Annotated in this window: 24 protein-coding genes and 1 pseudogene; 4 read left to right on the top strand and 21 right to left on the bottom strand. The window is 73.1% G+C overall.

Going from position 1 to position 25,187, the window contains the following annotated elements; all coding sequences use genetic code 11:
* Nucleotides 1–996, top strand: coding sequence for an RDD family protein (locus B5D80_RS07005; protein ID WP_245854295.1), 996 nt, complete (start codon nt 1–3; stop codon nt 994–996).
* 12 nt (nt 997–1,008) lie between these two features.
* Here B5D80_RS07005 and efeB read toward each other — a convergent pair whose 3' ends face one another.
* Genes efeB through efeU form a run of 3 tightly spaced genes read right to left on the bottom strand, consistent with a single transcriptional unit; the run spans nt 1,009 to nt 4,496 of the window.
* Nucleotides 1,009–2,310: an iron uptake transporter deferrochelatase/peroxidase subunit gene (gene efeB / locus B5D80_RS07000; protein ID WP_088642958.1), complete on the bottom strand. Its 1,302-nt coding sequence runs from the start codon at nt 2,308–2,310 to the stop codon at nt 1,009–1,011.
* Nucleotides 2,311–2,362: 52 nt separating this feature from the next.
* Complete coding sequence (gene efeO, locus B5D80_RS06995; RefSeq protein ID WP_088642957.1) at nt 2,363–3,496, bottom strand: iron uptake system protein EfeO; 1,134 nt, start codon at nt 3,494–3,496, stop codon at nt 2,363–2,365.
* A gap of 31 nt (nt 3,497–3,527) precedes the next feature.
* Complete coding sequence (gene efeU, locus B5D80_RS06990) at nt 3,528–4,496, bottom strand: iron uptake transporter permease EfeU (RefSeq protein WP_088642956.1); 969 nt, start codon at nt 4,494–4,496, stop codon at nt 3,528–3,530.
* Between the two features lie 300 nt (nt 4,497–4,796).
* Between efeU and B5D80_RS33635 the strand changes: the two genes are divergently transcribed.
* The gene (locus B5D80_RS33635; protein WP_144081603.1) at nt 4,797–4,955 is read left to right on the top strand and encodes a DUF4175 domain-containing protein; all 159 of its coding nucleotides are present in this window, start codon (nt 4,797–4,799) and stop codon (nt 4,953–4,955) included.
* Between the two features lie 106 nt (nt 4,956–5,061).
* Here B5D80_RS33635 and ahcY read toward each other — a convergent pair whose 3' ends face one another.
* The 10 genes from ahcY to B5D80_RS06945 all read right to left on the bottom strand — a co-directional run bounded on the left by ahcY (nt 5,062) and on the right by B5D80_RS06945 (nt 15,703).
* Nucleotides 5,062–6,549 carry an adenosylhomocysteinase gene (ahcY, locus tag B5D80_RS06985; protein WP_088642955.1) on the bottom strand — a complete coding sequence of 496 codons (1,488 nt, stop codon included), beginning with the start codon at nt 6,547–6,549 and terminating at the stop codon, nt 5,062–5,064.
* 288 nt (nt 6,550–6,837) lie between these two features.
* Nucleotides 6,838–8,073: a mannose-6-phosphate isomerase, class I gene (gene manA / locus B5D80_RS06980; RefSeq protein WP_088642954.1), complete on the bottom strand. Its 1,236-nt coding sequence runs from the start codon at nt 8,071–8,073 to the stop codon at nt 6,838–6,840.
* Between the two features lie 2 nt (nt 8,074–8,075).
* A complete protein-coding gene (locus B5D80_RS06975) occupies nt 8,076–9,083 on the bottom strand; it encodes a cation diffusion facilitator family transporter (protein ID WP_088642953.1) in 1,008 nt (335 codons plus the stop codon).
* Nucleotides 9,080–10,276, bottom strand: coding sequence for an SIS domain-containing protein (locus tag B5D80_RS06970; RefSeq protein WP_088642952.1), 1,197 nt, complete (start codon nt 10,274–10,276; stop codon nt 9,080–9,082). Before B5D80_RS06970 ends, B5D80_RS06975 begins: the two co-directional genes overlap by 4 nt.
* A complete protein-coding gene (locus B5D80_RS06965; protein WP_088642951.1) occupies nt 10,273–10,458 on the bottom strand; it encodes a Trm112 family protein in 186 nt (61 codons plus the stop codon). The genes B5D80_RS06970 and B5D80_RS06965 overlap by 4 nt, the downstream gene beginning before the upstream one ends.
* A 63-nt stretch (nt 10,459–10,521) precedes the next feature.
* Nucleotides 10,522–11,904: a phosphomannomutase/phosphoglucomutase gene (locus B5D80_RS06960; protein ID WP_088642950.1), complete on the bottom strand. Its 1,383-nt coding sequence runs from the start codon at nt 11,902–11,904 to the stop codon at nt 10,522–10,524.
* Between the two features lie 69 nt (nt 11,905–11,973).
* Nucleotides 11,974–13,176, bottom strand: a complete 1,203-nt coding sequence (locus B5D80_RS06955; RefSeq protein ID WP_088642949.1) for a hypothetical protein — start codon at nt 13,174–13,176, stop codon at nt 11,974–11,976.
* Nucleotides 13,177–13,313: 137 nt separating this feature from the next.
* Nucleotides 13,314–14,021 carry an endonuclease V gene (locus tag B5D80_RS06950; protein ID WP_088642998.1) on the bottom strand — a complete coding sequence of 236 codons (708 nt, stop codon included), beginning with the start codon at nt 14,019–14,021 and terminating at the stop codon, nt 13,314–13,316.
* A gap of 10 nt (nt 14,022–14,031) precedes the next feature.
* Entirely contained in the window at nt 14,032–14,229 is a 198-nt protein-coding gene (locus B5D80_RS32810; protein WP_144081602.1) for a hypothetical protein, read from the bottom strand.
* Between the two features lie 34 nt (nt 14,230–14,263).
* Nucleotides 14,264–15,703, bottom strand: a complete 1,440-nt coding sequence (locus B5D80_RS06945) for an aldehyde dehydrogenase family protein (protein ID WP_088642997.1) — start codon at nt 15,701–15,703, stop codon at nt 14,264–14,266.
* Nucleotides 15,704–15,845: 142 nt separating this feature from the next.
* Between B5D80_RS06945 and B5D80_RS06940 the strand changes: the two genes are divergently transcribed.
* Together B5D80_RS06940 and gabT are read left to right on the top strand one after the other, a co-directional pair.
* Nucleotides 15,846–17,282, top strand: a complete 1,437-nt coding sequence (locus B5D80_RS06940) for a gamma-aminobutyraldehyde dehydrogenase (RefSeq protein WP_088642948.1) — start codon at nt 15,846–15,848, stop codon at nt 17,280–17,282.
* 5 nt (nt 17,283–17,287) lie between these two features.
* Nucleotides 17,288–18,559 (top strand): 4-aminobutyrate--2-oxoglutarate transaminase, encoded by a 1,272-nt coding sequence (gene gabT / locus B5D80_RS06935; protein ID WP_088642947.1) that lies wholly within the window; start codon nt 17,288–17,290, stop codon nt 18,557–18,559.
* 55 nt (nt 18,560–18,614) lie between these two features.
* On the opposite strand, the gene B5D80_RS06930 is transcribed toward gabT, so the two are convergent.
* The 8 genes and pseudogenes from B5D80_RS06930 to B5D80_RS06900 form a co-directional block, all read right to left on the bottom strand.
* Complete coding sequence (locus B5D80_RS06930) at nt 18,615–19,310, bottom strand: RlpA-like double-psi beta-barrel domain-containing protein (RefSeq protein WP_088642996.1); 696 nt, start codon at nt 19,308–19,310, stop codon at nt 18,615–18,617.
* A gap of 172 nt (nt 19,311–19,482) precedes the next feature.
* Entirely contained in the window at nt 19,483–20,217 is a 735-nt protein-coding gene (locus B5D80_RS06925; protein ID WP_211291419.1) for an endonuclease domain-containing protein, read from the bottom strand.
* 141 nt (nt 20,218–20,358) lie between these two features.
* Nucleotides 20,359–20,460 (bottom strand): annotated as a pseudogene (locus B5D80_RS34975) (type IV toxin-antitoxin system AbiEi family antitoxin domain-containing protein); the annotation flags it as partial.
* 292 nt (nt 20,461–20,752) lie between these two features.
* Nucleotides 20,753–22,027 carry a saccharopine dehydrogenase family protein gene (locus B5D80_RS06920; RefSeq protein WP_088642946.1) on the bottom strand — a complete coding sequence of 425 codons (1,275 nt, stop codon included), beginning with the start codon at nt 22,025–22,027 and terminating at the stop codon, nt 20,753–20,755.
* Nucleotides 22,027–22,230 carry a hypothetical protein gene (locus B5D80_RS06915; protein WP_088642945.1) on the bottom strand — a complete coding sequence of 68 codons (204 nt, stop codon included), beginning with the start codon at nt 22,228–22,230 and terminating at the stop codon, nt 22,027–22,029. The genes B5D80_RS06920 and B5D80_RS06915 overlap by 1 nt, the downstream gene beginning before the upstream one ends.
* Nucleotides 22,227–23,069: an ABC transporter permease gene (locus tag B5D80_RS06910; RefSeq protein ID WP_245854293.1), complete on the bottom strand. Its 843-nt coding sequence runs from the start codon at nt 23,067–23,069 to the stop codon at nt 22,227–22,229. Before B5D80_RS06910 ends, B5D80_RS06915 begins: the two co-directional genes overlap by 4 nt.
* 55 nt (nt 23,070–23,124) lie before the next feature.
* Nucleotides 23,125–24,027, bottom strand: a complete 903-nt coding sequence (locus tag B5D80_RS06905) for an ABC transporter permease (protein ID WP_425437172.1) — start codon at nt 24,025–24,027, stop codon at nt 23,125–23,127.
* A gap of 5 nt (nt 24,028–24,032) precedes the next feature.
* Entirely contained in the window at nt 24,033–25,184 is a 1,152-nt protein-coding gene (locus B5D80_RS06900; protein WP_088642994.1) for an ABC transporter ATP-binding protein, read from the bottom strand.
* Between the last annotated feature and the right edge of the window lie 3 nt (nt 25,185–25,187).

Genomic DNA, 25,187 nt, shown 5'->3' with positions numbered 1-25,187 from the left:
GTGAGCGCGCAACCACCGGTGCCGGCCGGCGCCGTCCCGTCCGGCGTCGACCCGGCGGGGCGCTGGGCGGACGCGGGGCTGGTCAGCGGCGAGGCCGTCGCGCTGGACGTCCGGGCGGCACGGCTCGGCTCCCGGGTGCTGGCGCTGCTGATCGACGTCGTCGGACAACTGTTCTGCGCGGCGCTGCTGGCCCTGACGCTGACCCCGCTGGTGCTGATCGTGCTCCCCGACCAGGTGGTGGACCGGGCGCTGACCGGCGCGTTGGAGACCCTGGGCCTGGTGCTGGTGGTGGTCGGCTACCCGGTGCTCTGGGAACGCCTCAACCACGGCCGGACGCCCGGCAAGCTCGCCGTGGGGCTACGGGTGGTCAGCGCCGACGGCGGCCCGGTGCAGTGGCGTCAGTCGCTGACCCGGGCGCTGGTCGGCGCGGCCGTGGAGTGGCCGGGGCTGGTGCTGCCGCTGCTGAGCTGGGTGGCCGGGGCGACGGTGATGCTGACCGACCCGCGTGGCCGACGGCTGGGTGACCTGGTGGCCGGCACGATGGTGGTGCACACCCGCACCACGCACCCCTGGCGGCCGGCCCCGGCGATCGTCGCGCCACTGGTCGGCTGGGCCGCCACCCTGGACCTGACCCGGCTGGACGACGCGCTGGCCCTCGCGGTGCGGCAGTACCTGACCCGGGGGCAGCAGATCGTCGAGCCGTACCGCAGCCGGCTGGCCCGGGAGCTGTGGCGCGAGGTGGCGGCGGTGACCGCACCGGTACCGCCGCCCGGCGTACCGGAGCCGTTGCTGTTGGCGGCGGTGCTGGCCGAACGCAACAGGCGCGGCTCGCTGCGGCTGCGCCACCAGCGGGCGCTCACCGCCGCCCTCTGGCCCGACCCGGCCCCGGCCACCCCCGCCGTCGTCGCGCCGGCCGCCGCCGACCCACCGGCCCCGGCCGGGGTACGACCGGCTGCGCCGGTGCTCCGGTCGGCGTCGCCGGACCGCCCGGCCTGACCGGTACGCCGGTCAGCCGAACAGGGTGCGGCCCCACCAGTCGGCGGCGTCGCGGACCCCGGGCGGGCAGGCGAACAGCCCGCTGGAGACGTGCCGCAGGTACTCGTTCATCGCGTCGTTGCGGGCCAGCCGGGTCTGGATCGGCACGAACTGCCGGCGCGGGTCCCGCTGGTAGGCCATGAAGAACAGCCCGGCGTCGAGCCGGCCCAACCCGTCCGACCCGTCGACGTAGTTGTAGCCCCGGCGCAGCAGCCGGGCGCCGTCGTTCTGGGTGGGGTGGGCGAGGCGCACGTGGGAGTCCACGGCGATCACCGGCTGGCCGTCGTCGCCCTTCGCGGCGAAGTCCGGCTCGTCGAACTCGTCCCGGCGGCCCAGCGGCGCGCCGCTGCCCTTGGTCCGGCCGACGATCTGCTCCTGTTCGGCCAGCGAGCTGCGGTCCCAGGTCTCGATCTGCATCCGGATCTTGCGGGTGACCAGGTAGGACCCGCCGGTCATCCAGTCCGCACCGTCCTCGGGCTGGGCCCAGAGCTGCTCGCGGAGCAGGCCGGCGTCCTCGGCCTTGAGGTTGGCGGTGCCGTCCTTGAACCCGAAGAGGTTACGCGGGGTCGCCTGGTCCCGCGACGTCGACGAGGTACGCCCGAAGCCGAGCTGTGACCAGCGGACGCTAACCACGCCCATCCCGATCCGGGCCAGGTTGCGGATGGCGTGCACCGCCACCTGCGGGTCGTTCGCGCACGCCTGCACGCACAGGTCGCCGCCGGAGATCTCCGGGCGCAGCGCGTCCCCGGCGAAGTGCGGCAGGTCGGCCAGGGCGGCGGGGCGGCGACCGGCGATGCCGAACCGGTCCCGGCCCTGCGCGTCGCGGAACAGCGTCGCGCCGAAGCCGACGGTCAGGGTGAGCTGCGACGGGGGCAGGCCCAGCGCCTCGCCGGTGTCGTCCGGCGGGGCCTCCGGCATGCCGCCGACCGCACCGATGACCCCGGCGTCCTTCCCGCCGGTCATCCGGGCGGCGGCGGCCGTCCACTCCTGGAGCATCGCGACCAGCCGGTCCCGGTCCTTGGTGATCACGTCGAAGGCGACGAAGTGCAGCCGGTCCTGGGCCGGGGTGGTGATCCCGGCCTGGTGCTCACCGTGGAACGGCACCGCACCGGCGGCCCCGTCGTACGCGGCGGCCCGGTCGCCGTCGCGGGTCAGCGCGCCCGCTCCGGCGGCCACCCCGGCCACCCCGGCGACCCCGACCCCGGCGAGGGTGATCGCCCGCCGCCGGGACAGCCGGCGGCGTCCCCGGCCGGCGGTGCTGCTCTGCTCGCTCATCGACTCTCCTGGGAGGGACCGGCCGCGGTACAACGGCCGTGCTGACCCGTCGTCACCGGGCGACGGCGGCGGCGACCTTGCTGACCGGCTCGGCGAGGGCGTTGATGCTGTCCGACAGTTCCTTGAGGTCGGCCTTGCTCAACTGGGTGTGCAGCTTCCAGCCGTCGCCGTCGCGGTGCTTGCCGAGCGCCGCCTCCACGTTGGCGAACTCCTTGTCGAGCTGGGCGACCAGCTCCGGGGCGCGCTGCTCCAGCGCCGGCCGCAGCGCGGCGACGGCGGCCTTGGAGCCCTCCAGGTTGGCGTTGAAGTCCCAGAGGTCGGTGTGCGAGTACCGCTCCTCCTCGCCGGTGATCTTGCCGCTGGCCACCTCGTCGAGCAGGGCCTTCGCCCCGTTGGCGAGCTGGAGCGGGGTGAGCTTCTCGGCGTTGGCCCGGGTCACGATCTCCTTGACGTCGACGAGCAGCCGGTCGGCGATCGGACCGTCCTTACTGATGTCGCCGGTGGTCCAGAGGTCCTTCTCGATCCGGTGGAAGCCGGTGAACTCCATGCCCTCCTCGATGACCTCCTCCCGCCCGTCGATCTTCGGGTCGAGGTCGCCGAAGCTCTCCGCGACCGGCTCGATCCGCTCCCAGTAGGTGCGGGCCACCGGGTACAGGGCCTTGGCCTTCGCCACGTCGCCGGCCTTGACCGCGGTGACGAACTCCTCGGTCTTGGTCAGCAGGGCGGCGGTCTGACTGGTCACGTACCGCTGGTAGCTGGCGGTGGCCTCGGTCAGCGCGGCGTCCGGGGCGACGGTCGCGGCGGTGCCGCTCACCTTCAGCGCGCCCCGGATGCCCCGGCCGCTCATGCCGGGCTTGCAGGCCGTCTCGTACGTCCCGGCGGGCAGTTCCACCCGCAGCTCCCGGCTCAGCCCCGGGGCGATGTTCTCCACCTCGCCCATCACCCGGTCACCGGCGGCGTAGACGTAGAACTCGTTGACCTTGCTGCCGGAGTTCGTCACGGTGAAGGTCGCCTGGCCGGCGTCCAGTTCGGTGACGTCGACCTCGCACACGCTGTCGGTGGCCTTCACCTTGACCGTGTTGCCGGCGCCGGCGTCGGGCTGGTCGTCCTTGCCACCGCAGGCGGTGACACCGGTGACGGCGAGTGCGCCGACGGCGGCGAGCACCAGGAAACGGGTGGTACGCATCGTTGCTTGTCTCCTTGCAGAGGGCGGTGGATCAGACGCGCCGCGACCCGGCCGGCTGCGCGGCGGCGGGGCCGTCCGGCGCGGCGGTGGCGTCGGCGGCGGTGGCCGGGGGGCCGTCGGTGCCGGTGGCCGGGGGGCCGTCGGTGGGGGCCGGGGGGCCGTCGGTGGGGGCCGGGGTGGGCTTCGCCGGGGCGGCCGGTCGGCGCAGGAACAGCACCAGCACCGGTACGGCGTACGCGACCCAGGCGACCGTCTCCAGCACGCTCGGCGCGGCGGTGACGTTGAACATCCCGGCGAGCAGGGCGGCGTACCAGGTGTTGGGGTCGAGCACGCCGGTGATGTCGAAGGCCAGGTCGTTCAGGCCGGGCAGCACCCCGGCCTCCTGGAAGTCGTGCACGCCGTACTTGAGGATGCCGGCGGCGACCAGGATCAGCAGTGCGCCCGTCCAGGTGAAGAACGTCGACAGGTTGATCCGCAGGGCGCTGCGGTAGAGCAGGAAGCCGATCCCGACGGCGGTGGCGATGCCGCCGACCAGGGCCAGCAGCGGCCCGGAGCCGGTGCCGCCGGTCGCGCTCTGCGCCGCCGAGTAGAAGATCAGCGCGGTTTCCAGGCCCTCCCGGACCACCGCGAGGAACGCCATCCCGGCCACCGCGAGGGAACCGACGGCGAGCGCCTCGCTCAGCTTGCCGCGCAGCTCACCGGCGATCGTCCGGGCGGCCCGACGCATCCAGAAGATCATCCAGGTCACGAAGACCACGGCGGCGACCGAGGTGACCGCCTCGAAGAGTTCCCGGTCCTCGGAGCGGGCCAGCAGCGAGGTCGAGGTGTACTCGATCAGCCAGCCGAACAGGACCGAGAGTGCCACGGCGAGCCCGACGCCGGCCCACACCTGCGGCAGCCGGTCCCGACGCTGCGACTTGACCAGGAAGGCGACCAGGATGCTGACGACCAGCGTCGCCTCCAGGCCCTCCCGCAGGCCGATCAGGTACGTGGCGAACATCGGTGCTCCGTGTCGTGGTAAGGCTTGCCTCAGGCAACTTAGGGCAGCCATACCTTCCTCCTGATCGGGGGTTCCGTCAAGTTGTTCTTGACAGCTTCACCCTGGTCGGGAGGGTCGGCCTGGACCCGCCGGCAGGGGGTGCCGACCTGCCGCCCGACGTGGCAGGATTCGACGTACCCCCAGGACAGGACGCCCCGTGGACGACGCGCCCCGCAGCCCCACCCTCCGCCCGATCCACGCCCCCGCACCAGGGACTTCCGGCCCCTGTGCGCTACGCCACCGTCGGCCGGGCGGGCACCGGTGAGGGGCTTCGGCCCGTGGCTGGCCGTCCTCGCGGTGGTGATCGTCCTCAGCGCCCTGCGGCTGCGCCCGCTGGCCGTGGCCGTCTCCCTGGCCTGGCTCGCCTGGTGCGTGTGGACCTGGGTCCGCCCGACCCGCCGTGGCCCCGGCCCGTCCTGACCCGGCCGCCCCTGCGGCTGTCCTGATCCCGTCGGCTCCGCCCCGACCCGCAGACGGGTGAGGGGGCCGGCCACGTCGTGGCCGACCCCCTCCGTCCGGGGTGTGCTCAGTAGCGATAGTGCTCCGGCTTGAACGGGCCCTCGGGCGAGACGCCCAGGTAGGCGGCCTGCTCCTTGGTCAGCTCGGTCAGCCGCGCGCCAAGCGCGTCCAGGTGCAGCCGGGCGACCTTCTCGTCCAGGTGCTTGGGCAGCACGTAGACGCCGACCGGGTACTCGTCGGTCTTGGTGTACAGCTCGATCTGGGCGATCGTCTGGTTGGCGAACGAGTTCGACATCACGAAGCTCGGGTGGCCGGTGGCGTTGCCCAGGTTCAGCAGGCGGCCCTCGGAGAGCACGATGATCGCGTGGCCGTCGTCGAAGCGCCACACGTCGACCTGCGGCTTGATGTTCTCCCGGGTGACGTCCGAGCGCTTCGCCAGGCCGGCCATGTCGATCTCGTTGTCGAAGTGGCCGATGTTGCCGACGATGGCCTGGTGCTTCATCCGGGCCATGTGCTCGTTGGTGATGACGTCGAAGCAGCCGGTCGCGGTGATGAAGATGTCGGCCTGCTCGACCACGTCCTCCAGGGTGGCGACCTGGTAGCCGTCCATCGCCGCCTGGAGCGCGCAGATCGGGTCGACCTCGGTCACCACGACCCGGGCGCCCTGGCCGCGCAGCGACTCGGCGCAGCCCTTGCCCACGTCGCCGTAGCCGAGCACGACGGCCATCTTGCCGCCGATCAGCACGTCGGTGGCCCGGTTGATGCCGTCGATCAGGGAGTGCCGGCAGCCGTACTTGTTGTCGAACTTGCTCTTGGTCACCGAGTCGTTGACGTTGATGGCCGGGAAGAGCAGGGTGCCGGCCCGGTGCATCTCGTAGAGCCGGTGCACGCCGGTGGTGGTCTCCTCGGTGACGCCCTTGATGCCGGCGGCGATCCGGGTCCAGCGCTGGTTGTCCTCGGCGAGGCTGCGGTGCAGCACCTGGAGGATGACCGCGTACTCCTCGGAGTCGGCGGACTCGACCGCCGGGACCGCGCCGGCCTTCTCGAACTCGACGCCCTTGTGCACCAGCAGGGTGGCGTCACCGCCGTCGTCGAGGATCATGTTCGGGCCCTGCCCGTCCGGCCAGGCGAGCACCTGCTCGGTGCACCACCAGTACTCTTCCAGGCTCTCACCCTTCCAGGCGTAGACCGGGACGCCGGACGGGGCCTCCGGGGTGCCCTCGGGGCCGACCACGATCGCCGCGGCGGCGTGGTCCTGGGTGGAGAAGATGTTGCAGGACGCCCAGCGGACCTGCGCGCCGAGGGCGACCAGCGTCTCGATCAGGACGGCGGTCTGGATGGTCATGTGCAGCGAACCGGTGATCCGGGCGCCGGCGAGGGGCTGGGCGTCGGCGAATTCGCGGCGGATCGCCATCAGGCCGGGCATCTCGTGCTCGGCGAGGCGGATCTCCTTGCGCCCGAACTCGGCGAGCGACAGATCCGCCACCTTGTAGTCGCCCTCGGCGAGGGTGCTCGGCCGGGCGCCGCTGTGCGACGCCGGGAGGGTGCTGGTCATGAAGGCTCCTGTCGAACGATGGCTGCGCGACCATCAACCTTACGCCCGCCTCCTCGCGGCGCACTGTGGGCCGCCTCGAGACAGCGCACGGGGCGGTCGGCGTGGGACGAAACCTCCGTCCACCTGCCGGCCGCCCCGTGCATCCCCCCGGTTTGGTTACCCCCGCGCGCCGCCGGACCTTCGTCGCGACAACGCTGCGTACTCATGAGATTACCGTGAGACACGGATCAGTCAAGCAATTCGGGAAAGTCGGACTTGCGGCGTGGCGCAGGTCGCTGCGCGGCGCGGTCAGCTACCGCAGGTGGCGACGAACGCCGAGCCCGTACCCGAGAGGACCAGCGCCGCGCCCGCGGCCGTGCCCACGGCGGCCTGCCCCGGGCCGAGCATCACCGCGCCCGCCCCGTCGTCCACCCCGACCTTGCCGTGGTGGCAGAACACCACCCGGGGACCGGGCAGCGCCAGCCGGACCTCCGGCCCGGTCGCGTCCACCGTCACCCCGTGCAGCGCGAAGTCGTCCACCGGCACCGGCCAGCAGACCACCCCGGGCGTCACCGGCCGGGCGACGAGCACCGGATCGTCAAGCACCTCGAACCGCAGCACCCGCAGCAACTCGTCGACGTCCACGTGCTTCGGGGTCAGCCCGCCGCGCAGCACGTTGTCACTGGCCGCCATGATCTCCACGCCGGTGCCGCTCAGGTAGGCGTGCAGGTTGCCGGCCGGCATCCAGATCGCCTCCCCCGGCGTCAGCCGCACGTGGTGCAGCAGCAGCGCCACCAGCACCCCCGGGTCCGCCGGGTAGCGGGCCGCCAGGTCCCGGGCCAGTTCCGCGTCCGGCCCGGCGGCGTCCGCCGTGCGCACCGCCTCGACCAGCCCGGCACGGTCGGCGTCCGGCCAGCTCAGCAGCGCGCGTACGGCCTCCCGCAGCCCCGCCGGCCCGGCCCGCAGCGCGGCCACCACAGGCGACAACTCCGGTACGCCGAACCCGGCCAACGCCGTCGCCGACACCTGCGGGTCCCGGAACCCGCAGAGCGCGTCGAACGGCGTCAACGCGACGAGCAACTCCGGCTTGTGGTACGGATCGACGTAGTTACGCGGCCCCCGCGCCCGCCCCGCCACCCCGTCGACCCACCCGTCACCGGCCTGCCCGTCACCTGCCCGCTCGGCGTCAGCCTGCTCGGCGTCAGCCTGCTCGGCGGCGTAGCCGGCGCGGGCCTGCTCGGCGTCGGGGTGGGCCTGGAGGCTCAGCGGGGCGTCCGCGGCGAGCACCTTCAACAGGAACGGCAGCCGGGTGCCGAACCGGCCGACCACCTCCTCGCCGAGCCAGTGGTCCGGCTCGGCGACCAGCAGGTCGGTCAGGCTCACCCGCTCGCCGTCCCGGTCGACCATGGCCGGGCTGCCCGGATGGGCACCCAGCCACAGTTCCGCCTCCGGGCCGTCGGTCGGCGCCGGTCGCCCCTGCAACTCGGCGAGCGCCGAGCGGGACCCCCAGGCGTAGTCGCGGATCGACCCGTGCAGCAGTTCCACGGTCAGCCTCCGGCCCGCCCGGCCACCTCACTCGACCCACCCGACGCCGGAGCCGCGGCGGTCGGCGCGGCCGTGCCGGTGCCCGCCCGCTCCGCGGCGACGCTGTAGATGTCCGGCTCCAGATAGATCACCCGGGCGATCGGCACGGCCGCGCGGATACGCGCCTCGACCGCGTTGATGCCCCGGGCCAGTTCCTCGGCGCTCTCGCACGGCGGGACGCCGATCTTCGCGGCCACCATCAGCTCCTCCGGGCCGAGGTAGAGCGTCTTCATGTGGATGATCCGCTCGACCTCGGGACCGTCGGTGACGGCCCGCTCGATCGTCGCCAGGTCGCCCGGGTCGGCACCCTCGCCGAGCAGCAGGCTCTTCGTCTCGATCGCCAGCACGACCGCGATGATCACCAGTAGGACGCCGATCATCGCGGTGCCCGCGGCGTCCCACATGCCGTTGCCGGTGATCAGCGTCATCCCCACGCCGAACAGCGCGAGCACCAGGCCGACCAGCGCGCCGAAGTCCTCCAGCAGCACCACCGGAAGCTCCGGCGCCTTGGCCCGACGGATGAAGTTCACCCAGGACTGGTTGCCCCGGGTGTGGTTCGACTCCTTGATCGCCGTACGGAAGGAGAAGCCCTCCATCACGATCGCGGCCAGCAGCACCGCCACCGGCACCCACTGCCACGAGGTGATCGGGTGCGGGTCGGCCGCCTTGTGCCACGCCTCGTACAGCGCGAACAGGCCACCGAGGCTGAACAGCACGATCGACACGATGAACGCGTAGATGTAGCGCTCCCGGCCGTACCCGAAGGGGTGCTGCGGGGTGGCCGCCCGCTTGGCCCGCTTGCCACCGAGCAGCAGCAGCGCCTGGTTGCCCGAGTCGGCCACCGAGTGGATCGACTCCGCCAGCATCGACGACGAACTGGTCAGCAGGAAGGCGATGAACTTGGTGATGGCGATACCGACGTTCGCCAGCAGGGCGGCGATGATCGCCTTGGTACCGCCGTTCGCGCTCACTGGTTCGACAGCTCCTTCATCTCGGTGACGGCCGGAACGGCCATCGGGTCCAGCCCATGTGCCAGGGCCAGATAGATCGACGCGAAGTCGGGCACCGCGACGAGGGAGGCGAGCCGTTCCAGCGCGGAGCCGCCCTCGGCGGTCACCACGTCGCAGCGCACCCCGCGCCGCTCGGCGAGGGTCTGCACCGCGTCCGCGCGACGCTCCTCGACGGCCAGCGGCTCGTCGGTGTCCTCGTCGGCGTTGAGGCCGCCGTCGCGCAGCAGCACCAGCCGCAGCCGGGTCGGATCGGGCTCGACCTCGTCGGGGTCGGCGAAGATGTCCCGCGTCGACTCCACCAGCCCGCCGAAGACGCCGTCGAGCAGGCCGACCCGGCCCCGGCCGGCCTCACCGAGCGCCCCGGTCACCACCGGGTAGCGGGCGTTGGCCGACAGCGTGTCGCCGAAGCGGCGGGCCGCCACGGTGGCCAGCGGGGACGAACCCCAGACGATCGGAATCGACCCGGCCAGCCCGAGGGCCAGCGACTTCGCCGGGTTGACGAAGGACTCGGCGGCCGACCGGCACCGGTCGGCGTCGGCGTCCAGCCGGGCCGCCGTCTCGGCCAGATCCGCCTCGTTGACCTTCACCAGGCCGAGGGTACGGGCGGCGAGCAGAACCGGCACGGTGAGCGCCCAGAGGCTGGCCCGGGCCGGGGCGCGACGGGGCACCGGGATGAACGGCGCGCGGGCCCGTTCGGCCACCGACTGCAACTGCGAGTCGGGCGCGCCCACCGCGACCAGCCGGGCACCGCGGCGGTGCGCGGCCTCGGCGGCACCCAACGCCTCCGGGCTACGGCCGGACGCGCTGACCGCGATCACCACGTCGGCCGCGCCGACCCAGCCGGGCACCCCGGCGCTGCGGTGCGGGATCACCGGTACCGGGCAGCGCGGCCCGGCGACCGTGGCCAGCACGTCACCGGTCCGCCCGGCGGTGCCGATGCCGGCGATGACGACCGCCCGTGGGCGGCCCTCGTCCTCCAGCAGCGCCAGGTTGGCCTCGGCGGCCAGCGCGGCGGACTCCCGCACCTGGGCCCCTGCCGAGGCGGTGAAGCGCAGCATGCCGCCCGGGTCGTGGGCGGCGACCGCGTCCGGGTCGTCCAGGATCGACTCGTCGGCCACCCGCCGGCCGCTGACGCCGGCCGTTCCGTCCATCACCGCTGCGCCTCCGGCCCGCCACGCGCCTCGTCCAGCAGCAGCACCGGCACGTCGTCGCGCACCTCGAAGATGCGACCGCACTGCGTGCAGGTGAGGGTCTGGGCCTGAGCGTCGTAGTCCAGCGGTGCGTGGTGTGTGTCCGGGCAGGCGAGGATTTCGAGCAACTGCGGGTCCAGGGCCACGGCGCGGCTCCTTCCACGTGTGTGGTCTGTGCCGGTCGGCGGTGCCGACCGGCGGAGGGGATCTTATCGGCGAACCCGCTCCAGCACCTCGTCGCGCAGCGAGGTCATCCGCTCCTCGGTCGGTCCCTCGACGTTGAGCCGCAGCAGCGGCTCGGTGTTGGAGGCGCGCAGGTTGAACCACGCGCCGTCGGGGAACCGCAGGGTGAGCCCGTCCAGCTCGTCGGCCTCCGCCTGCGGGTACGCCGCCCGCACCGCCGCGACCCGGGCGGCCTGGTCGGTGACCGTGGAGTTGATCTCGCCGGAGGCGACGTACCGCTCGTAGACGCTGGCCAGCAGGGACAGCGGCTGGGACTGCTCACCCAGCGCGGCCAGGGTGTGCATGGCGGCGAGCATGCCGGTGTCGGCGAACCAGAAGTCCCGGAAGTAGTAGTGCGCGGAGTGCTCCCCGCCGAAGATCGCGTTGGTCCGGGCCATCTCGGCCTTGATGAAGGAGTGCCCCACCCGGGCCACCACCGGCACGCCCCCGTGCTCGCGGATGATCTCCGGCACGGCCCGGGAGGTGATCAGGTTGTGGATCACCGTGGACCCCGGGTGCTTGGCCAGCTCGCGGGCGGCGACCAGGGCGGTGATCGCCGACGGGGAAACCGGCTCGCCCCGCTCGTCGATCACGAAGCACCGGTCGGCGTCCCCGTCGAAGGCCAGGCCGAGGTCGGCGGAGTGGGTCACCACGGCCCGCTGGAGGTCGACCAGGTTCCTCGGGTCGAGCGGGTTGGCCTCGTGGTTGGGGAAGGTGCCGTCCAGCTCGAAGTAGAGCGGCACGATCTCCAGCGGCAGGGCCGGCAACGCCGCGTCGCCGAGCACGCTCGGCACCGTGTAGCCGCCCATCCCGTTACCGGCGTCCACCACCACCTTGAGCGGGCGGATGGTCGACAGGTCGACCAGTTTGCGCAGGTGGGCCGCGTAGTCGGGGAGCAGGTCACGCCGGTCGGCCGGGGCCGGCGAGGCAGCGGCCGGCCTGGTGCCGGCGTCCAACAGCGCCTGGGCCCGGGCCCGGATGTCGGCCAGGCCGCTGTCCTGGCCGATCGGGCGGGCCCCGGAACGGCACATCTTGATGCCGTTGTACTGCGCCGGGTTGTGACTGGCGGTGAACATCGCCCCGGGCAGGCCGAGCGCGCCGGAGGCGTAGTAGAGCATGTCGGTGGAGGCGAGCCCCAGCTCGATCACGGCCCGCCCCTCGGCCCGCACGCCGTCGGCGAAGGCGGCGGCCAGCCCCGGGCCGGTGGCCCGCATGTCGTGCGCGATCAGTACGGCACCGTCCGGCTCGCCGGCATCGTCGAGCACCCGGGTGAGGGCGGCACCGAGGGCTTCGGCGACCCGCTCGTCCCACTGGTCGGGCACCGTCCCACGGACGTCGTACGCCTTCACGATCTGGGACAGGTCAGACACCGGTTTCAGCTCCTCGACAGGGGTCGTCAACGACCCTGAGCGTATCGGAGCGGTGGCGTCCGTCCCCTCCTAGCCGGGGAGCTCGGGCATGATCGTCGTCGCTCCACCGCCGGTGGCGGGCGGTGACGCCGGCTGACCCGGTGCGGGCGGAGCGGAGACCGGCGGGGTCGGCGCGGGTGGCGCGGAGACCGGCGGGGTCGGTGCGGACGGGGCGGGTGGCGCGGAGACCGGACCACCCTGGGCGGGCGGGACGGCTGCCGGGCGGCTGCCGTACACCCCACCGGCCGGGCGCGGGGTGGGCGTCACCGTCGGGTAGGCGGCCGGCGCCCCGTACAGGCCACCCGGGCGGGCGGGCGCGGACGGCTGCGGTTGCGGCTGCGGCTGCCCGTACACCTGGCCGGAGGGTGCCGGGGCCGGGGCACCCGCCGCGCCCCCGGAGCGGTAGGTGGTCGGGCCCGGGTTGCGGGGTTGCGGCAGGACCGGCAGGTCGACGGGGTCGGTGGCCCGGCCCGGGTCGACCGCGGCCCGGTCGGCGCGGGACCGGAAGATCAGCAGGGCGATGAGCCCGGCACCCAGGATCACCAGGGCGATGCCGGCAAACATGGTCATGGATCCTCCGGAGGTCTCTGCGGCGGCGGTGCCGGTCGGGCCGGCCACCGGGGCGGCGAGCGCGGCCCCGGTGGTCGCCGTCGTCGGCGCGGGCGCGGACGTGGTCGCGTCGGGGGTGGGCGTGGGTTTCCTGGTCGGGGTGGGACTCGGCGTGGGGGAACCGGCGGCCCGTCCGCCGACCCGGGACGTGTCGGCACCCCGGCCGATCAGCCGGCCGACCGCGGTCGTCGCCTCACCGACCACGTCCAGCCGGCCCGCCGGCGCCCCGGCGAGGAACGCCACCCGGTAGCGGACGGTGCTGCTCTTTCCCTTGCACAACGGTGGACCCGCCGACGAGGTACGGGAGACCTGGAGCACGCCACCGCCACCGGTGACGGGAACAGTGGACCACCGCCCCCCGACATTCACCTCTACCCGCACCTGGTCCGCGCCAACCCCGGCCAGGCTCAGCCCCAATGCGGTCCGCAGCAGCACACACCCGTCGGTGCGTTTGCGCACCTCGATCGCGACCCCGCCCGGGGAGCCCCCGGCGGAGAAGCCGCCCGAGGCCCGCACCCGCACCCGGTCCTCGTCCGCGTGGGCGGGGAGCGCGCCGACGGCCACCAGGCCGGCGAGCAGCGCACCGACGGTCACCACCCGGCCCACCTGCCGACGCACGGACATCTCCCACCCCCTCCGCCCCGGCGGGGGCCGCCGGCCAGGTTACTACCAGCGCGACAGGGCACCCGGTGACAGAGCGCCCCGCATGTGGGCCGCGTTACCCCCTCGACCCGACCGCCCAGCTCCGGCCGTCCCGCCCCTCAGCCGGTGGCGCGGGCCGGGCCGGTGGCGGCGGCGAGGGTCTCGCGGCAGAGCCGGTCGGCGGTACGGGTGGTCTCCGGCAGCCGGTACCGCGGCGTCGACGCGAGCACCTGCGCGACGGCGTTGTCCAGGCCCATCCGGTGCCCGACGCTGACGAACACCGGCTTCACCCCGTCTCGGGTACGCAGCACCCGGCCGACCACCTCACCGGCGTCGACCAGCTCGGCGGTGTCCCCCCGGCGCGGGCCCGGCCCGGTCCACGTGCCGACCAGCGGGGTCTTGCCCACCCCGATCGCGGGGAGCCCGGTCACCACGCCCAGGTGGCAGGCCAACCCGAAGCGGCGCGGATGGGCCAGCCCGTGCCCGTCGCAGACCAGCAGCTCGGGCCGGACGGTCAGCCGGTCCAGGGCGGCCAGCAGGGCGGGCAGCTCACGGAAGGCGAACAGCCCCGGCACGTACCCGAACGCGGGCCGACCGACGCTGACCGCGTGGTCCACCACCGTCAGGGTGGCGGTGTCGAGCACGGTCACCGCCGCGGCGAGCAGGTCGCCGTCAGGCGCGTACGCCACGTCGAGGCCGGCGACCGTCGCGGGCCGGCGCGGCCCCGGCCCGACCAGGTCCGCCCGGGGCCGCAACCGGTCCTGTACGGCCACCGCCTCGGCGACCGTCAACCCCGGCGACCCGGCGGCACCGTCCCACTGCGGCAGTTCGGCGCTCTCAGCCGGGCTCACCGTCGCGCCCGTCCTCCTTCTTCTTGTCGAAGGCACCGAAGGCGATGGCGAAGGCGATACCGATGGAGATCCCGAACGCCACACCGACGGCGTCCCGGAACATGATCAACCCGATGACGATGCCGATGGCCATGCCCGACACCCAGGCGGTCGTCTGACGCTTCTTGGCAGCAGGGTCCGTCATCGCCCCACCCTAATCGGGCACCGCCGGTCAGGCGCTACAGCGGCATCCCGGTCAGCACCAGCACCCTCGGCTCGGTGTAGTCGTCCATCGCCGCGCGTACCCCCTCCCGACCGACGCCGCTGCCCTTGACACCCCCGTACGGCATCTGGTCGGCCCGGTACGACGGCACGTCGCCGACGATCACCCCGCCCACCTCCAGCACCCGGGCGGCGGTGAACGCCACGTCGAGCCGGTGGGTGAACACGCCGGCCTGCAACCCGTACGCCGAGTCGTTGACGGCGGCGAACGCGGCGTCGTCGCTCTCCACCGGGGACACCACCAGCACCGGCCCGAAGACCTCCTCCGCACTGACCCTCGCCGAGGGTGGCACCCCGGTCAGCACGGTGGGCGGGTGGCTGGCGCCGTCGCGGCGGCCCCCGACCTCGACGGTGGCCCCGGCGGCGACGGCCTCGTCGATCCACGTCTCGACCCGGCGGGCGGCCTCGACGGAGACCAGCGGCCCGACGTCGGTCGACTCGGCGGTCGGGTCGCCGGTGCGCAGCGCCCGCACGGCGGCGACCAGCCGGGGCAGGAAGGCGGCGTAGCGTCGCTCGTGCACGAGGACCCGCTGCACCGCGATGCAGGACTGCCCGGCCTGGTAGTTGCCGAAGGTGGCGATCCGCCGGGCGGCGAAATCCAGGTCCTCGTCGGACGCCCAGTCGGCGCAGACCACCGCCGCCGCGTTGCCGCCGAGTTCCAGGGTGACGTGCTTGTCCGGCACCTGACGGCGGATCTGCGCCCCGACCGGCCCGGAGCCGGTGAACGACACCACCGGCAGCCGGGGGTCGTCGACCAGTGCGGCGGTGCGGTCGTTGGGCAGCGGCAGCACCGACACCATGCCGGCCGGCAGGTCCGTGCCGGCCAGGATCCCGCCGAGCAGCAGCGCGGACAGCGGTGTCGCCGGGGCCGGCTTCACGATGACCGGCGCGCCGACCGCGAGGGCCGGGGCGACCTTGTGGGCCACCAGGTTGAGCGGGAAGTTGAACGGGGTGATGCCGAGCACCGGCCCCCGGGGCACCCGCCGGACCAGGGCGATCCGGCCGGTCGCGGCGGGGTCGGTGTCGAGCCGCTGCAACTCGCCGGAGAACCGTCGGGCCTCCTCGGCCGCCCAGCGGAACGTGGACACCGCCCGGCCCACCTCGGCCCGCGCCCAGATGATCGGTTTGCCGTTCTCGGCGGTGATCAGGTCGGCCACCTCGGCCGTCCGGGCGGCGAGTTCCCGGGACACGTGGTCCAGGGCCGCCGCCCGGACGTGCGCGGGCAGGGCCGCGGCCTGCGCCGCCACCCGGGCCGCCGCGGCGACGGCGGCCTCGACCTGGTCGGGCGTGGCCCAGCTGGTACGCCCCACCGCCCGACCGTCGTACGGGTGGGTGACGGTCACCTCGTCGTCGCCGTGCACGGCCCGACCGGCGACCCAGAACGCTCTCGGCTCCACGTCGGCAGCGTAGACGACACGCAGTCGCACGGAAACAGTCGCTCAAGCCCTTGTCTGCCGCGAATTCAGTAGCCAAGATGGCAGTCAGACTGCGATTACGTCCGCTGACTCCACTCCCAGCCACCCCTGGAGAGACCTCACCATGAGCGACCAGCAGCAGCTACGCAACTTCGTCGACGGCGCGTACGTCGACCCGGTGGACGGCGGTCACGCCGACCTGATCGACCCCTGCACCGGTGACGTCTTCGCCCAGGCCCCCGTCTCCGGCGCGGCCGACGTGGACGCGGCGATGCGGGCCGCCGCGACCGCCTTCGAGACCTGGCGGGACACCACCCCCGCCGAGCGGCAGCGGGCGCTGTTGAAACTCGCCGACGCGGTGGAGTCCCGGGCGGCCGAACTGGTCGACGCGGAGGTGCGCAACACCGGCAAGCCGCGCCAGCTCACCGCCGAGGAGGAGCTGCCGCCGGCGGTGGACCAGTTCCGGTTCTTCGCCGGGGCGGCCCGGCTGCTGGAGGGCCGCTCGGCCGGGGAGTACCTGGCGGGGCACACCTCGTACGTGCGGCGGGAGCCGATCGGCGTCTGCGCGCAGGTCACCCCGTGGAACTACCCGCTGATGATGGCGGTGTGGAAGATCGCCCCGGCGTTGGCGGCCGGCAACACGGTGGTGTTGAAGCCGTCGGACACCACGCCGGTGTCGACGCTGCTGCTGGCCGAGATCGCCGCCGAGTTCCTCCCGCCGGGGGTGTTCAACGTGGTCTGCGGCGACCGGGACACCGGCCGTACCCTCGTGGCGCATCCGACCCCGCAGCTGGTGTCGATCACCGGCTCGACCCGGGCGGGCATGGAGGTCGCGTCCGCCGCCGCCCCGGATCTCAAGCGGACCCACCTGGAGCTGGGCGGCAAGGCCCCGGTGGTGGTCTTCGACGACGCCGACGTGGCGGCGGCGGCCGAGGCGATCGCGACGGGCGGCTACTTCAACGCCGGCCAGGACTGCACCGCGGCGACCCGGGTGCTGGCCGGGCCCGGCGTGCACGACGACTTCGTGGCGGCCCTCACCGAGCAGGCCCGCAACACCCGCACCGGCGGCCCGGACGACGCCGACGTGCTCTACGGTCCGTTGAACAACGCCAACCAGCTCGCCCGGGTCAGCGGCTTCGTCGACCGGCTGCCCGACCACGCCGACCTGCACACCGGTGGTACGCGGGTGGGCGGGCGCGGCTACTTCTACTCCCCCACCGTGGTCTCCGGGGTACGCCAGGCCGACGAGATCATCCAGCAGGAGGTGTTCGGCCCGGTCATCACCGTGCAGCGGTTCACCGACGAGGACGAGGCGGTGCGCTGGGCCAACGGCGTCGACTACGGCCTGTCCGCCTCGGTCTGGACCCGCGACCACGGCCGGGCGATGCGGATGACCCGCCGGCTCGACTTCGGCTGCGTCTGGGTGAACACCCACATCCCGTTCGTCTCGGAGATGCCGCACGGCGGCTTCAAGCACTCCGGCCACGGCAAGGACCTGTCGGTCTACAGCCTGGAGGACTACACCCGGATCAAGCACGTCATGCACCACATCGAGGGCTGACCCCCATGGTTTCCAGTGCGGAGCTGCACCGGCGGCGGGGTGCCGCCGTGGCCCGGGGCGTCGGCAGCGTCATCGACTCGTACGTGGACACCGCCAGCGGCGGCACGATCGTCGACGTCGAGGGGCGGGAGTGGATCGACTTCGCCGCCGGCATCGCCGTCACCAGCGTCGGCAACGCCGCCCCGCGGGTCGTCGAGGCGGTACGGGCACAGGTCGAACGGTTCACCCACACCTGTTTCATGGTCGCGCCGTACGAGTCGTACGTGGCGGTCTGCGAGCAGCTCAACGCGCTGACCCCGGGCACCTTCGCGAAGCGCTCGGCGCTGTTCAACTCGGGCGCCGAGGCGGTGGAGAACGCGGTGAAGATCGCCCGGCACGCCACCGGACGGCAGGCGGTGGTCGTCTTCGAGCACGCCTACCACGGCCGGACCAACCTGACCATGGCGTTGACCGCGAAGAACATGCCGTACAAGCACCGGTTCGGGCCGTTCGCCGGGGAGGTCCACCGGGTGCCGATGTCGTATCCGTTGCGCGACGGCGGGCTGTCCGGGGCGCAGGCGGCGGCGCGGGCGCTGGAGCTGGTCGACAAGCAGGTCGGGGCGGAGAACGTGGCCGCGCTGCTGATCGAGCCGATCCAGGGCGAGGGCGGTTTCGTCGTACCGGCGACGGGTTTCCTGCCGGCGCTGCGCGAGTGGGCGACGGCGGCCGGGGCGGTGTTCGTCGCCGACGAGATCCAGACCGGTTTCTGCCGCACCGGCGACTGGTTCGCCTGCGACCACGAGGGCGTGGTGCCGGATCTGGTCACCCTGGCCAAGGGCATCGCCGGCGGGCTGCCGTTGGCGGCGGTGACCGGTCGGGCGGAGCTGATGGACGCGGTGCACGTCGGCGGCCTCGGCGGCACCTACGGCGGCAACCCGATCGCCTGCGCGGCAGCCCTGGCCAGCATCGCCACCATGCGGGAGCTGGACCTGGCCGCCGCCGCGCGGCGGATCGGGTCGGTGCTCGCCGACCGGTTGCGGGCCGTCGCCGCCCGCGATCCCCGGATCGCCGAGGTACGCGGCCGGGGCGCGATGCTGGCCGTGGAGCTGGTCCGGCCGGGCGGCCTGGTGCCCGACCCGGCCGCCGCCAGCGCCGTCTCGGCGGCCTGCCACGCCGCCGGCCTGCTCACCCTCACCTGCGGCACCTACGGCAACGTGCTGCGGTTCCTGCCGCCGCTGGTGATCTCCGACGACGAGCTGGCCCGTGGGCTGGACATCCTGGACGCCGCCTTCGGCTGACGTCCAGCCCTCTGCCGTCCGGGGCTCCGGCCGCCGCCGGGTGTCCGGGGTGCGCTCAGCGCACCAGCTCGACGAAGTTGCGGCGGATCACGTTCTTGCCCGGTTCCCGCAGCAGCTCCATCGCGGCGGCGTTGAGCAGCACGCAACTGCCCGACGGCCCGCTCACCGACACCGTCGCCACCTTCCCGTTGTCCAGGTTCGTCACCCGCAACCGGGTCCCCACCGGAAACCGGTCACTCGTCGCGGCCGGCGCGCCGGTCTCGGCGGAGAAGGTGACCGAGCCGGAGCACGCGCTGGGCATGGCCGCCACGCCGGTCGCCGGTGGCGTCGGCCGCTGGGTGACCGGGGGCTGGGCGGCACCGGGCCGGGTCTCACCGGGAGCGGGGGCGGCCGGTGCGTCGGCACCGACCCGCTCGACCACGTTGCGGCGGATCACGTTCTTGCCCGGCTCCCGGACCAGTTCCATCGCGGCGGCGTTGAGCAGCACGCAACTGCCCGACGGCCCGCTCACCGACACCGTCGCCACCTTCCCGTTGTCCAGGTTCGTCACCCGCAACCGGGTCCCCACCGGAAACCGGTCACTCGTCGCGGCCGGCGCGCCGGTCTCGGCGGAGAAGGTGACCGAGCCGGAGCAGAGGCTCGGCCGGGCGGACGTGGTGTCGGCGAACCCGAATCCGGTCCCCACCGCGACCACCGCCGTGGCGACCACCGCCACCCCCGCCGCCAGTACGTGCTTGCGCTGCACCTTCACCACGCCTCCCGTTCGTCGCCGTTACCTGCACCGCCTGGTACGGCCCGAACCCGCCCCCCGTTCAACCCAACCCGCCACCACCCCGCACTTTCGCTGTCGATCAAGGAGTTATGGTGGCCTTTCCGCCCCTTTGAGGCCGATTTCCGCTCACCACAACTCCATGATCGACGGGTCAGGTGCGGAGGAGGGCGGCTATCTGGGTGGTGATGAGGGAGGGGCGGTGGTAGAGGTCGCGGGCGGTGAAGTGGCGCATGCGCCAGCCGTGGGTCGCCAGCCAGTTCATCCGGGCGCGGTCGTGGTAGAGACGGTCGCGGTCGAGATGGGACAGGCCGTCGTATTCGATGCCGACCCTCGATCGTCGGTAGCCGAGGTCCAGTCGGTAGCGCCGGAAACCCTCGTCGTCCGACACCCAGATCTGGGGTTCCGGTGCCGGCAGCCCGCCGTCGATCAGGACGAGCCGGAGTTGGCTCTCCTGCCGGCACTCCGACCTGGGGTCGGCGAGCCGCACCAGCTGCCGCGCCTGGTCGACACCCCGCAACCGGGCGTGCCGGGCAAGCTCGGCGGTCAACCCCTCGGGGCGACAGGCTCCCACCCGCAGGCACAGGTCGAGAAGTGGCAATGCGTCCAGCCGGGCGACCGTCCGGGCCAGGTCCACCGCGCACCGGTCCGCGGGTGCGCACGGCAGGCCGGCCAGCAGGACCGGCTCAGGTACGGCGAGCACCGCCTGATGCACCACGACGCCCCGGACCTGCGGCACCCTCCCACCGGCCGGCACGATCACATGGAGATCGTCGCTGGGTACGGCACCGAACCCGTGCAGGTGAGCACCCGACTGGAAGCCGACGACCGCCCCCTCCGGAAGCCGACGCAGAAGCGCCTGCCACCGCACACCCTGCTCACCCCCCACCCCACCCACACCCCCCGGCCGCCGCTCCTCCCCCGCCGCCCGGACACTCCCGGGCTGCCGACTGCTCCCCGCCCCACCGACCTCCCCCGCCCCACCGGCTTCCCCAGGCCCTCCGACTTCCCCGGGCCCGTAGACGCCCCGCGACCACCGGCGCAGCTCCCCCGCATCGACCGCCCGCCGAACCCCCTCCCGACTCCATCCAGCCGACAACAACTCCGAGTACCGAATCAGCCGCCCCGCCACACTCACCAACCCTGCCCACCACCCCACCTCCCCACCACCCCCTGTGGACAACCCCCACCCCTCCCCATCCACAACCGCACCTCACCCAGCCCTGCCTCACCCCACGCCACCCACCCTGCCCGGCCCATCCCAAGCCCCCGCCCCCACCCCACACCCCGTCGATCTTGGAGTTGTGGTGCCCCGCAAAAGCCATGGAAACCAACCAATCGCCCACCACAACTCCATGATCGACTGAGTGGGGTGGCCGTGAGCCCGGTCGAGTGGTGGGCGCGAGCGACGGACGGGACGGTGGTCAGCGTTCTTCCATTGCCCAGGGGGAGCCGTAGGTGGTGAGCAGGTCGAGGAAGGGGCGGGGTGGCAGCGCCTCCGGGCCGAGCACCCCGACCCCGGACCAGCCGCCGGTGGCGAGCAGTTCCAGCGCCACCACCGGGTTGACCGCGGTCTGCCAGACGACCGCCTGGTGGCCGTACTCGCGCATGGACCATTCGTTGTCGACGACGTGGTAGAGGTAGACCTTCCGGGGTCGGCCGTCGACGCCGGTGCCAGTGACGTACGTGCCGGCGCAGGTCTTGCCGCGCATCCGGTCGCCGAGGGTGGCCGGGTCGGGCAGGCTGGCGGCGACGACGTCGCGGGGGGATACCTGCACGCCGCGCACCGACACCGGGGTGGCCGGGTCGGGCAGGCTGGCGGCGACGACGTCGCGGGGGGATACCTGCACGCCGCGCACCGACACCGGGGTGGTCGAGTCGAGGCCGACCTTGTGCAGGGCCCGGAGCACCTCGATGAACTCGTTGCCGAGCCCGTACTTGAAGGTGACCCGCCGGGCCCTGACCCAGCGCGGGATCAGCAGCACCTCCTCGTGCTCGACGTTGACGCACTCGACCGGGCCGATGCCGGCCGGGAAGTCGAAGACCTCCGGTTCGCTGAACGGTTCGGTGGTGAACCAGCCCCGGTCCCGCTCCCAGATCACCGGCGGGTTGAGGCATTCCTCGATGGTGGTCCAGATGGAGAACGACGGGGCGAAGTCGTAGCCGTCGACGGTGAGGTTCGCGCCGTCGCGGATGCCGATCTCGTCGATCTCGGCGAACAGTTCGTCGGCGGCGTACCTGGCGAACACGTCGGACAGGCCCGGTTCGATGCCGATCCCGCACAGCGCCAGCCGGCCGGCGCGAGCCCAGGTGGTGGCGGCGGCGAACTGCGCGTCACCGAGCTTCACCCCGGTCTCGGCGTACGGTCGGGCCGGGTGCGGGTGGGACAGCGACATCGCCATGTCCAGGTAGTCCGCCCCGGCGGCGAACGCCCCGTCGAAGATCGGCATGACGAAACGCGGGTCGACGGCGTTGAGCACGTGGGTGATCCGGTGTTCCCGGCAGAGCGCGGCGACCGCGTCCGCCGAGGCGGCGTCGACGCTGACGGCGACGAACCGGTCGCCGTGCCCGGCGACGGCCCGTTCGGCCCGGATCGGGTCGTAGTCGGCGACGACGACGGTGTCGAAGAAGGAACGGCGGGCGGCGATGGCGACGGCGGCGGAGCCGACCCCGCCGGCACCGACGAGCAGGATACGCATCAGGAATCGAACCCCAAACCAAGACGATCGAGCGTACGGAGCCAGTGCTGACGCCGGTCGTCGTGCGCGTGCGCGTCGGCGCGGGCCGGCGACCGGCGGGTGAGGTTGATGTCGGCGGCCGGACGGGGCAGGTCGGGGCGGTGGTGCGCGTACCGGCCGGGCGTCGCCTCGACGAGCGCCCGGCCGGTATGCGGGAGGATCATGACGGGCCTGTCGCCCGTCGGCCGGGCGCGTCGGCGACCGGGAGCGCGGCCCGTCGGGCCCGTCGACCGCGCAGCGTGCTCAGCCCGACGAGCAGCAGGGCGATGCCGAACATCGCCGTGCCGATCACGTTGACCTGCGGTGGGATGCCCCGCTGGGCGGCACCCCAGACGTACATGGGGAAGGTGACGGTGGTGCCGGCGTTGAAGTTCGTCACGATGAAATCGTCGAAGCTGAGCGAGAAGGCGAGCAGGGCGGCGGCGACGATGCCGGGCAGCACCAGGGGCAGGGTTATCCGCCGGAACGTCTGCCACTCGCTGGCGTAGAGGTCCATCGCGGCCTCCTCCAGCCGCCGGTCCATCCCGGCGAGCCGGGCCTTGACCGTCACCACCACGAACGACACGCAGAACATCACGTGCGCGATGACGACGGTCCAGAAGCCCTGCGGTACCCCGGCGGAGACGAACAGGGCGAGCAGCGAGGTGCCCAGCACCAGTTCCGGCGTCGCCATCGGCAGGAAGATCAGCAGGTTGATCCCGCCGCGCCCCCGGAACCGGTGCCGGACCAGGGCGAACGCCATCAGCGTGCCGATCACCGTGGACCCGACGGTGGCGAGGAAACCGATCTGCACGCTGCGGACCACCGCGTCGCACATCTCGGGGGTGGCGCAGGGCTGCCGCCAGTTGTCCAGGGTGAACTCGTTGAAGTCGTACGACAGCCGGCTGGACGGGCGGTTGAGGGAGAGGCCGGCGACCACGGCGATCGGCAGGAACAGGTAGCCGAGCACCAGCAGGGCGACGATCATCACCCACCGGTCGGCCAACCACCGCGACACCCTCACCGGGACCCACCTTCGTTCGCGACTGCGGGGCTCCGCTGCGCTGCACTCCTCGCGCTCACAGGACATCCTCCGTGCCGGCGCGGCGCAGGTAGACGAAGACCACCGCGAGGATCGCCGCCATCAGCAGGAAGGACAGGGCGGCCCCCTGCGGGTAGTCCAGCCGGACCAGGAACGCCGAGTCGATGACGTTGCCGATCATGTACTCGTTGGGGGTGCCGAGGAGTTCGGCGTTGATGTAGTCGCCGGTGGCCGGGATGAAGAACAGCAGCGTGCCGGCGATCAGGCCGGGCATCGACAGCGGCAGGGTGACCGTGCGGAAGGCGTGCAGCGGGCCCGCGTACAGGTCGCCGGCCGCCTCCAGCAGCCGGTGGTCGAGCCGCTCCAGGCTCGCGTACAACGGCAGCACCAGGAACGGCAGGAAGTTGTACGTCAACCCGAGCACCACGGCGACGGGGGTGGCGAGCAGCCGCCCGTCCGGGCCGAGCAGGTGGACGTCCCGCAGCAACCCGACCAGCACGCCGTTGTCCGACAGGATGGTCTTCCAGGCCAGGGTGCGCACCAGGAAACTGGTGAACATCGGGGCGACCACGCAGACCAGCAGCAGGTTCTTCCACCGGCCGGCTTTCTGCGCGATCGCGTACGCCAGCGGGTAGCCCAGCAGCAGGGCCAGCACCAGCGCCGCCCCGGCGTAGCCGAACGACCTGGCGAACTGCGGTGCGTACGCCTGCAACGCCTCCGGGTAGTTGCCGAACGCCCAGGTCAGCACGTACCCGGTGGACAGCGAACCGGTCGGGTCGTAAAGGCTGGCGGCGGCGAGCTGCGCCAGCGGCACGACGAAGAACAGCACCAGCCAGGCCGCCCCCGGCAACAGCAGCAGGTACGGCAGCAGCCGGTGCCGGCCCGGTCGGGCCGGTGGGGGTGATCCGGTCGCCGGTGTCCCGCTGCCCAACTGCGCCAGGGCGGTCACGACGGCACCTTGACCGGCTCGTCGAGCAGCGGGGTGGTGCGGTCGTCCTGGCCCGGCTCGCGGGGCAGCAGGAAGGCGTGCCGGGGGTCCCAGTGCGCCACCACGGACGTGCCGACCGGGTGCTGCCGGCCGACGCCGCTGTTCGCCGCGAACGCGGACAGTTCACTGCCCCACCCGGTGCGCACCAGGTACTGCGTGCTCACCCCCACGTACGACGCGTCGGTGATCACCCCAGGCACGTGCTGGTGGCCGGCCGGCACCTCGTCGGCGGCCTCGGCCAGGTGCAGCTTCTCGGGGCGTACCCCCAGGTAGACCGGGCCCCGGTCGACGCGGGCGCGGTCGACGGGCACCGAGAAGCGCGCGCCGTGCGCGGTGACCGGCACCTCGGGCCCGGCCGGGCCGGCGGCCTCGGCGGCGAGCAGGTTGGACTGGCCGAGGAAGTTCGCCACGAACGCGGTCGCCGGGTACTCGTAGAGTTCGGCGGGCGCGCCGAGCTGCTCGATCCGCCCGGCGTTCATCACCGCGACCGTGTCGGCCATCGTCATGGCCTCCTCCTGGTCGTGGGTGACGTGTACGAAGGTGATGCCGACCTCGGTCTGGATGCGTTTCAGCTCGATCTGCATCTGCCGGCGCAGCTTCAGGTCGAGCGCGCCGAGCGGCTCGTCGAGCAGCAGCACCTGCGGGTGGTTGATCAGGGCGCGGGCCAGCGCGACCCGTTGTTGCTGGCCGCCGGAGAGCTGCGCGGGGCGACGCCTGCCGAACCCGTCGAGCTGGACCAGCGACAGCATCTGCCGGACCTGGCCGTCGACCTTGCGGATGCCCCTCCGTCGCAGCCCGAAGGCCACGTTCTCGGCGATGTCCAGGTGCGGGAAGAGGGCGTAGCTCTGGAACACCGTGTTGACCGGCCGCTTGTACGGTCGCAGTCGGCTGATGTCCCGGTCGCCGAGCAGCACCTGCCCGCTGGTCGGCTCCTCCAGCCCGGCGATCATCCGCAGGGTGGTCGTCTTGCCGCAGCCGGACGCCCCGAGCAGGGCGAAGAAGGAGCCCTGCGGGACGGTCAGGGTGAGGTCGTCGACGGCGGTGAAGATGCCGAACCGTTTGGTCAGGTCGACCAGTCGCAGGTCGCCGGCGGGGGCTTCGTTCGCCATCCC

The organism is Micromonospora wenchangensis (assembly GCF_002210435.1).
In the GTDB taxonomy this organism is placed as follows: Bacteria; Actinomycetota; Actinomycetes; order Mycobacteriales; family Micromonosporaceae; genus Micromonospora; species Micromonospora wenchangensis.
This window is presented reverse-complemented; position numbering and strand designations above follow the sequence as displayed.

Excerpts from the sequence above, each read along its gene's own strand:
- B5D80_RS06940 (WP_088642948.1), top strand. The coding sequence starts at position 15,846 with ATGAGCGACCAGCAGCAGCTACGCAACTTCGTCGACGGCGCGTACGTC.
- ahcY (WP_088642955.1), bottom strand. The coding sequence starts at position 6,549 with ATGACCAGCACCCTCCCGGCGTCGCACAGCGGCGCCCGGCCGAGCACC.
- B5D80_RS06915 (WP_088642945.1), bottom strand. The coding sequence starts at position 22,230 with ATGATCCTCCCGCATACCGGCCGGGCGCTCGTCGAGGCGACGCCCGGC.
- B5D80_RS32810 (WP_144081602.1), bottom strand. The coding sequence starts at position 14,229 with ATGACGGACCCTGCTGCCAAGAAGCGTCAGACGACCGCCTGGGTGTCG.
- B5D80_RS06920 (WP_088642946.1), bottom strand. The coding sequence starts at position 22,027 with ATGCGTATCCTGCTCGTCGGTGCCGGCGGGGTCGGCTCCGCCGCCGTC.
- B5D80_RS06900 (WP_088642994.1), bottom strand. The coding sequence starts at position 25,184 with ATGGCGAACGAAGCCCCCGCCGGCGACCTGCGACTGGTCGACCTGACC.
- efeO (WP_088642957.1), bottom strand. The coding sequence starts at position 3,496 with ATGCGTACCACCCGTTTCCTGGTGCTCGCCGCCGTCGGCGCACTCGCC.
- B5D80_RS06955 (WP_088642949.1), bottom strand. The coding sequence starts at position 13,176 with ATGTCCGTGCGTCGGCAGGTGGGCCGGGTGGTGACCGTCGGTGCGCTG.
- efeU (WP_088642956.1), bottom strand. The coding sequence starts at position 4,496 with ATGTTCGCCACGTACCTGATCGGCCTGCGGGAGGGCCTGGAGGCGACG.
- gabT (WP_088642947.1), top strand. The coding sequence starts at position 17,288 with ATGGTTTCCAGTGCGGAGCTGCACCGGCGGCGGGGTGCCGCCGTGGCC.
- efeB (WP_088642958.1), bottom strand. The coding sequence starts at position 2,310 with ATGAGCGAGCAGAGCAGCACCGCCGGCCGGGGACGCCGCCGGCTGTCC.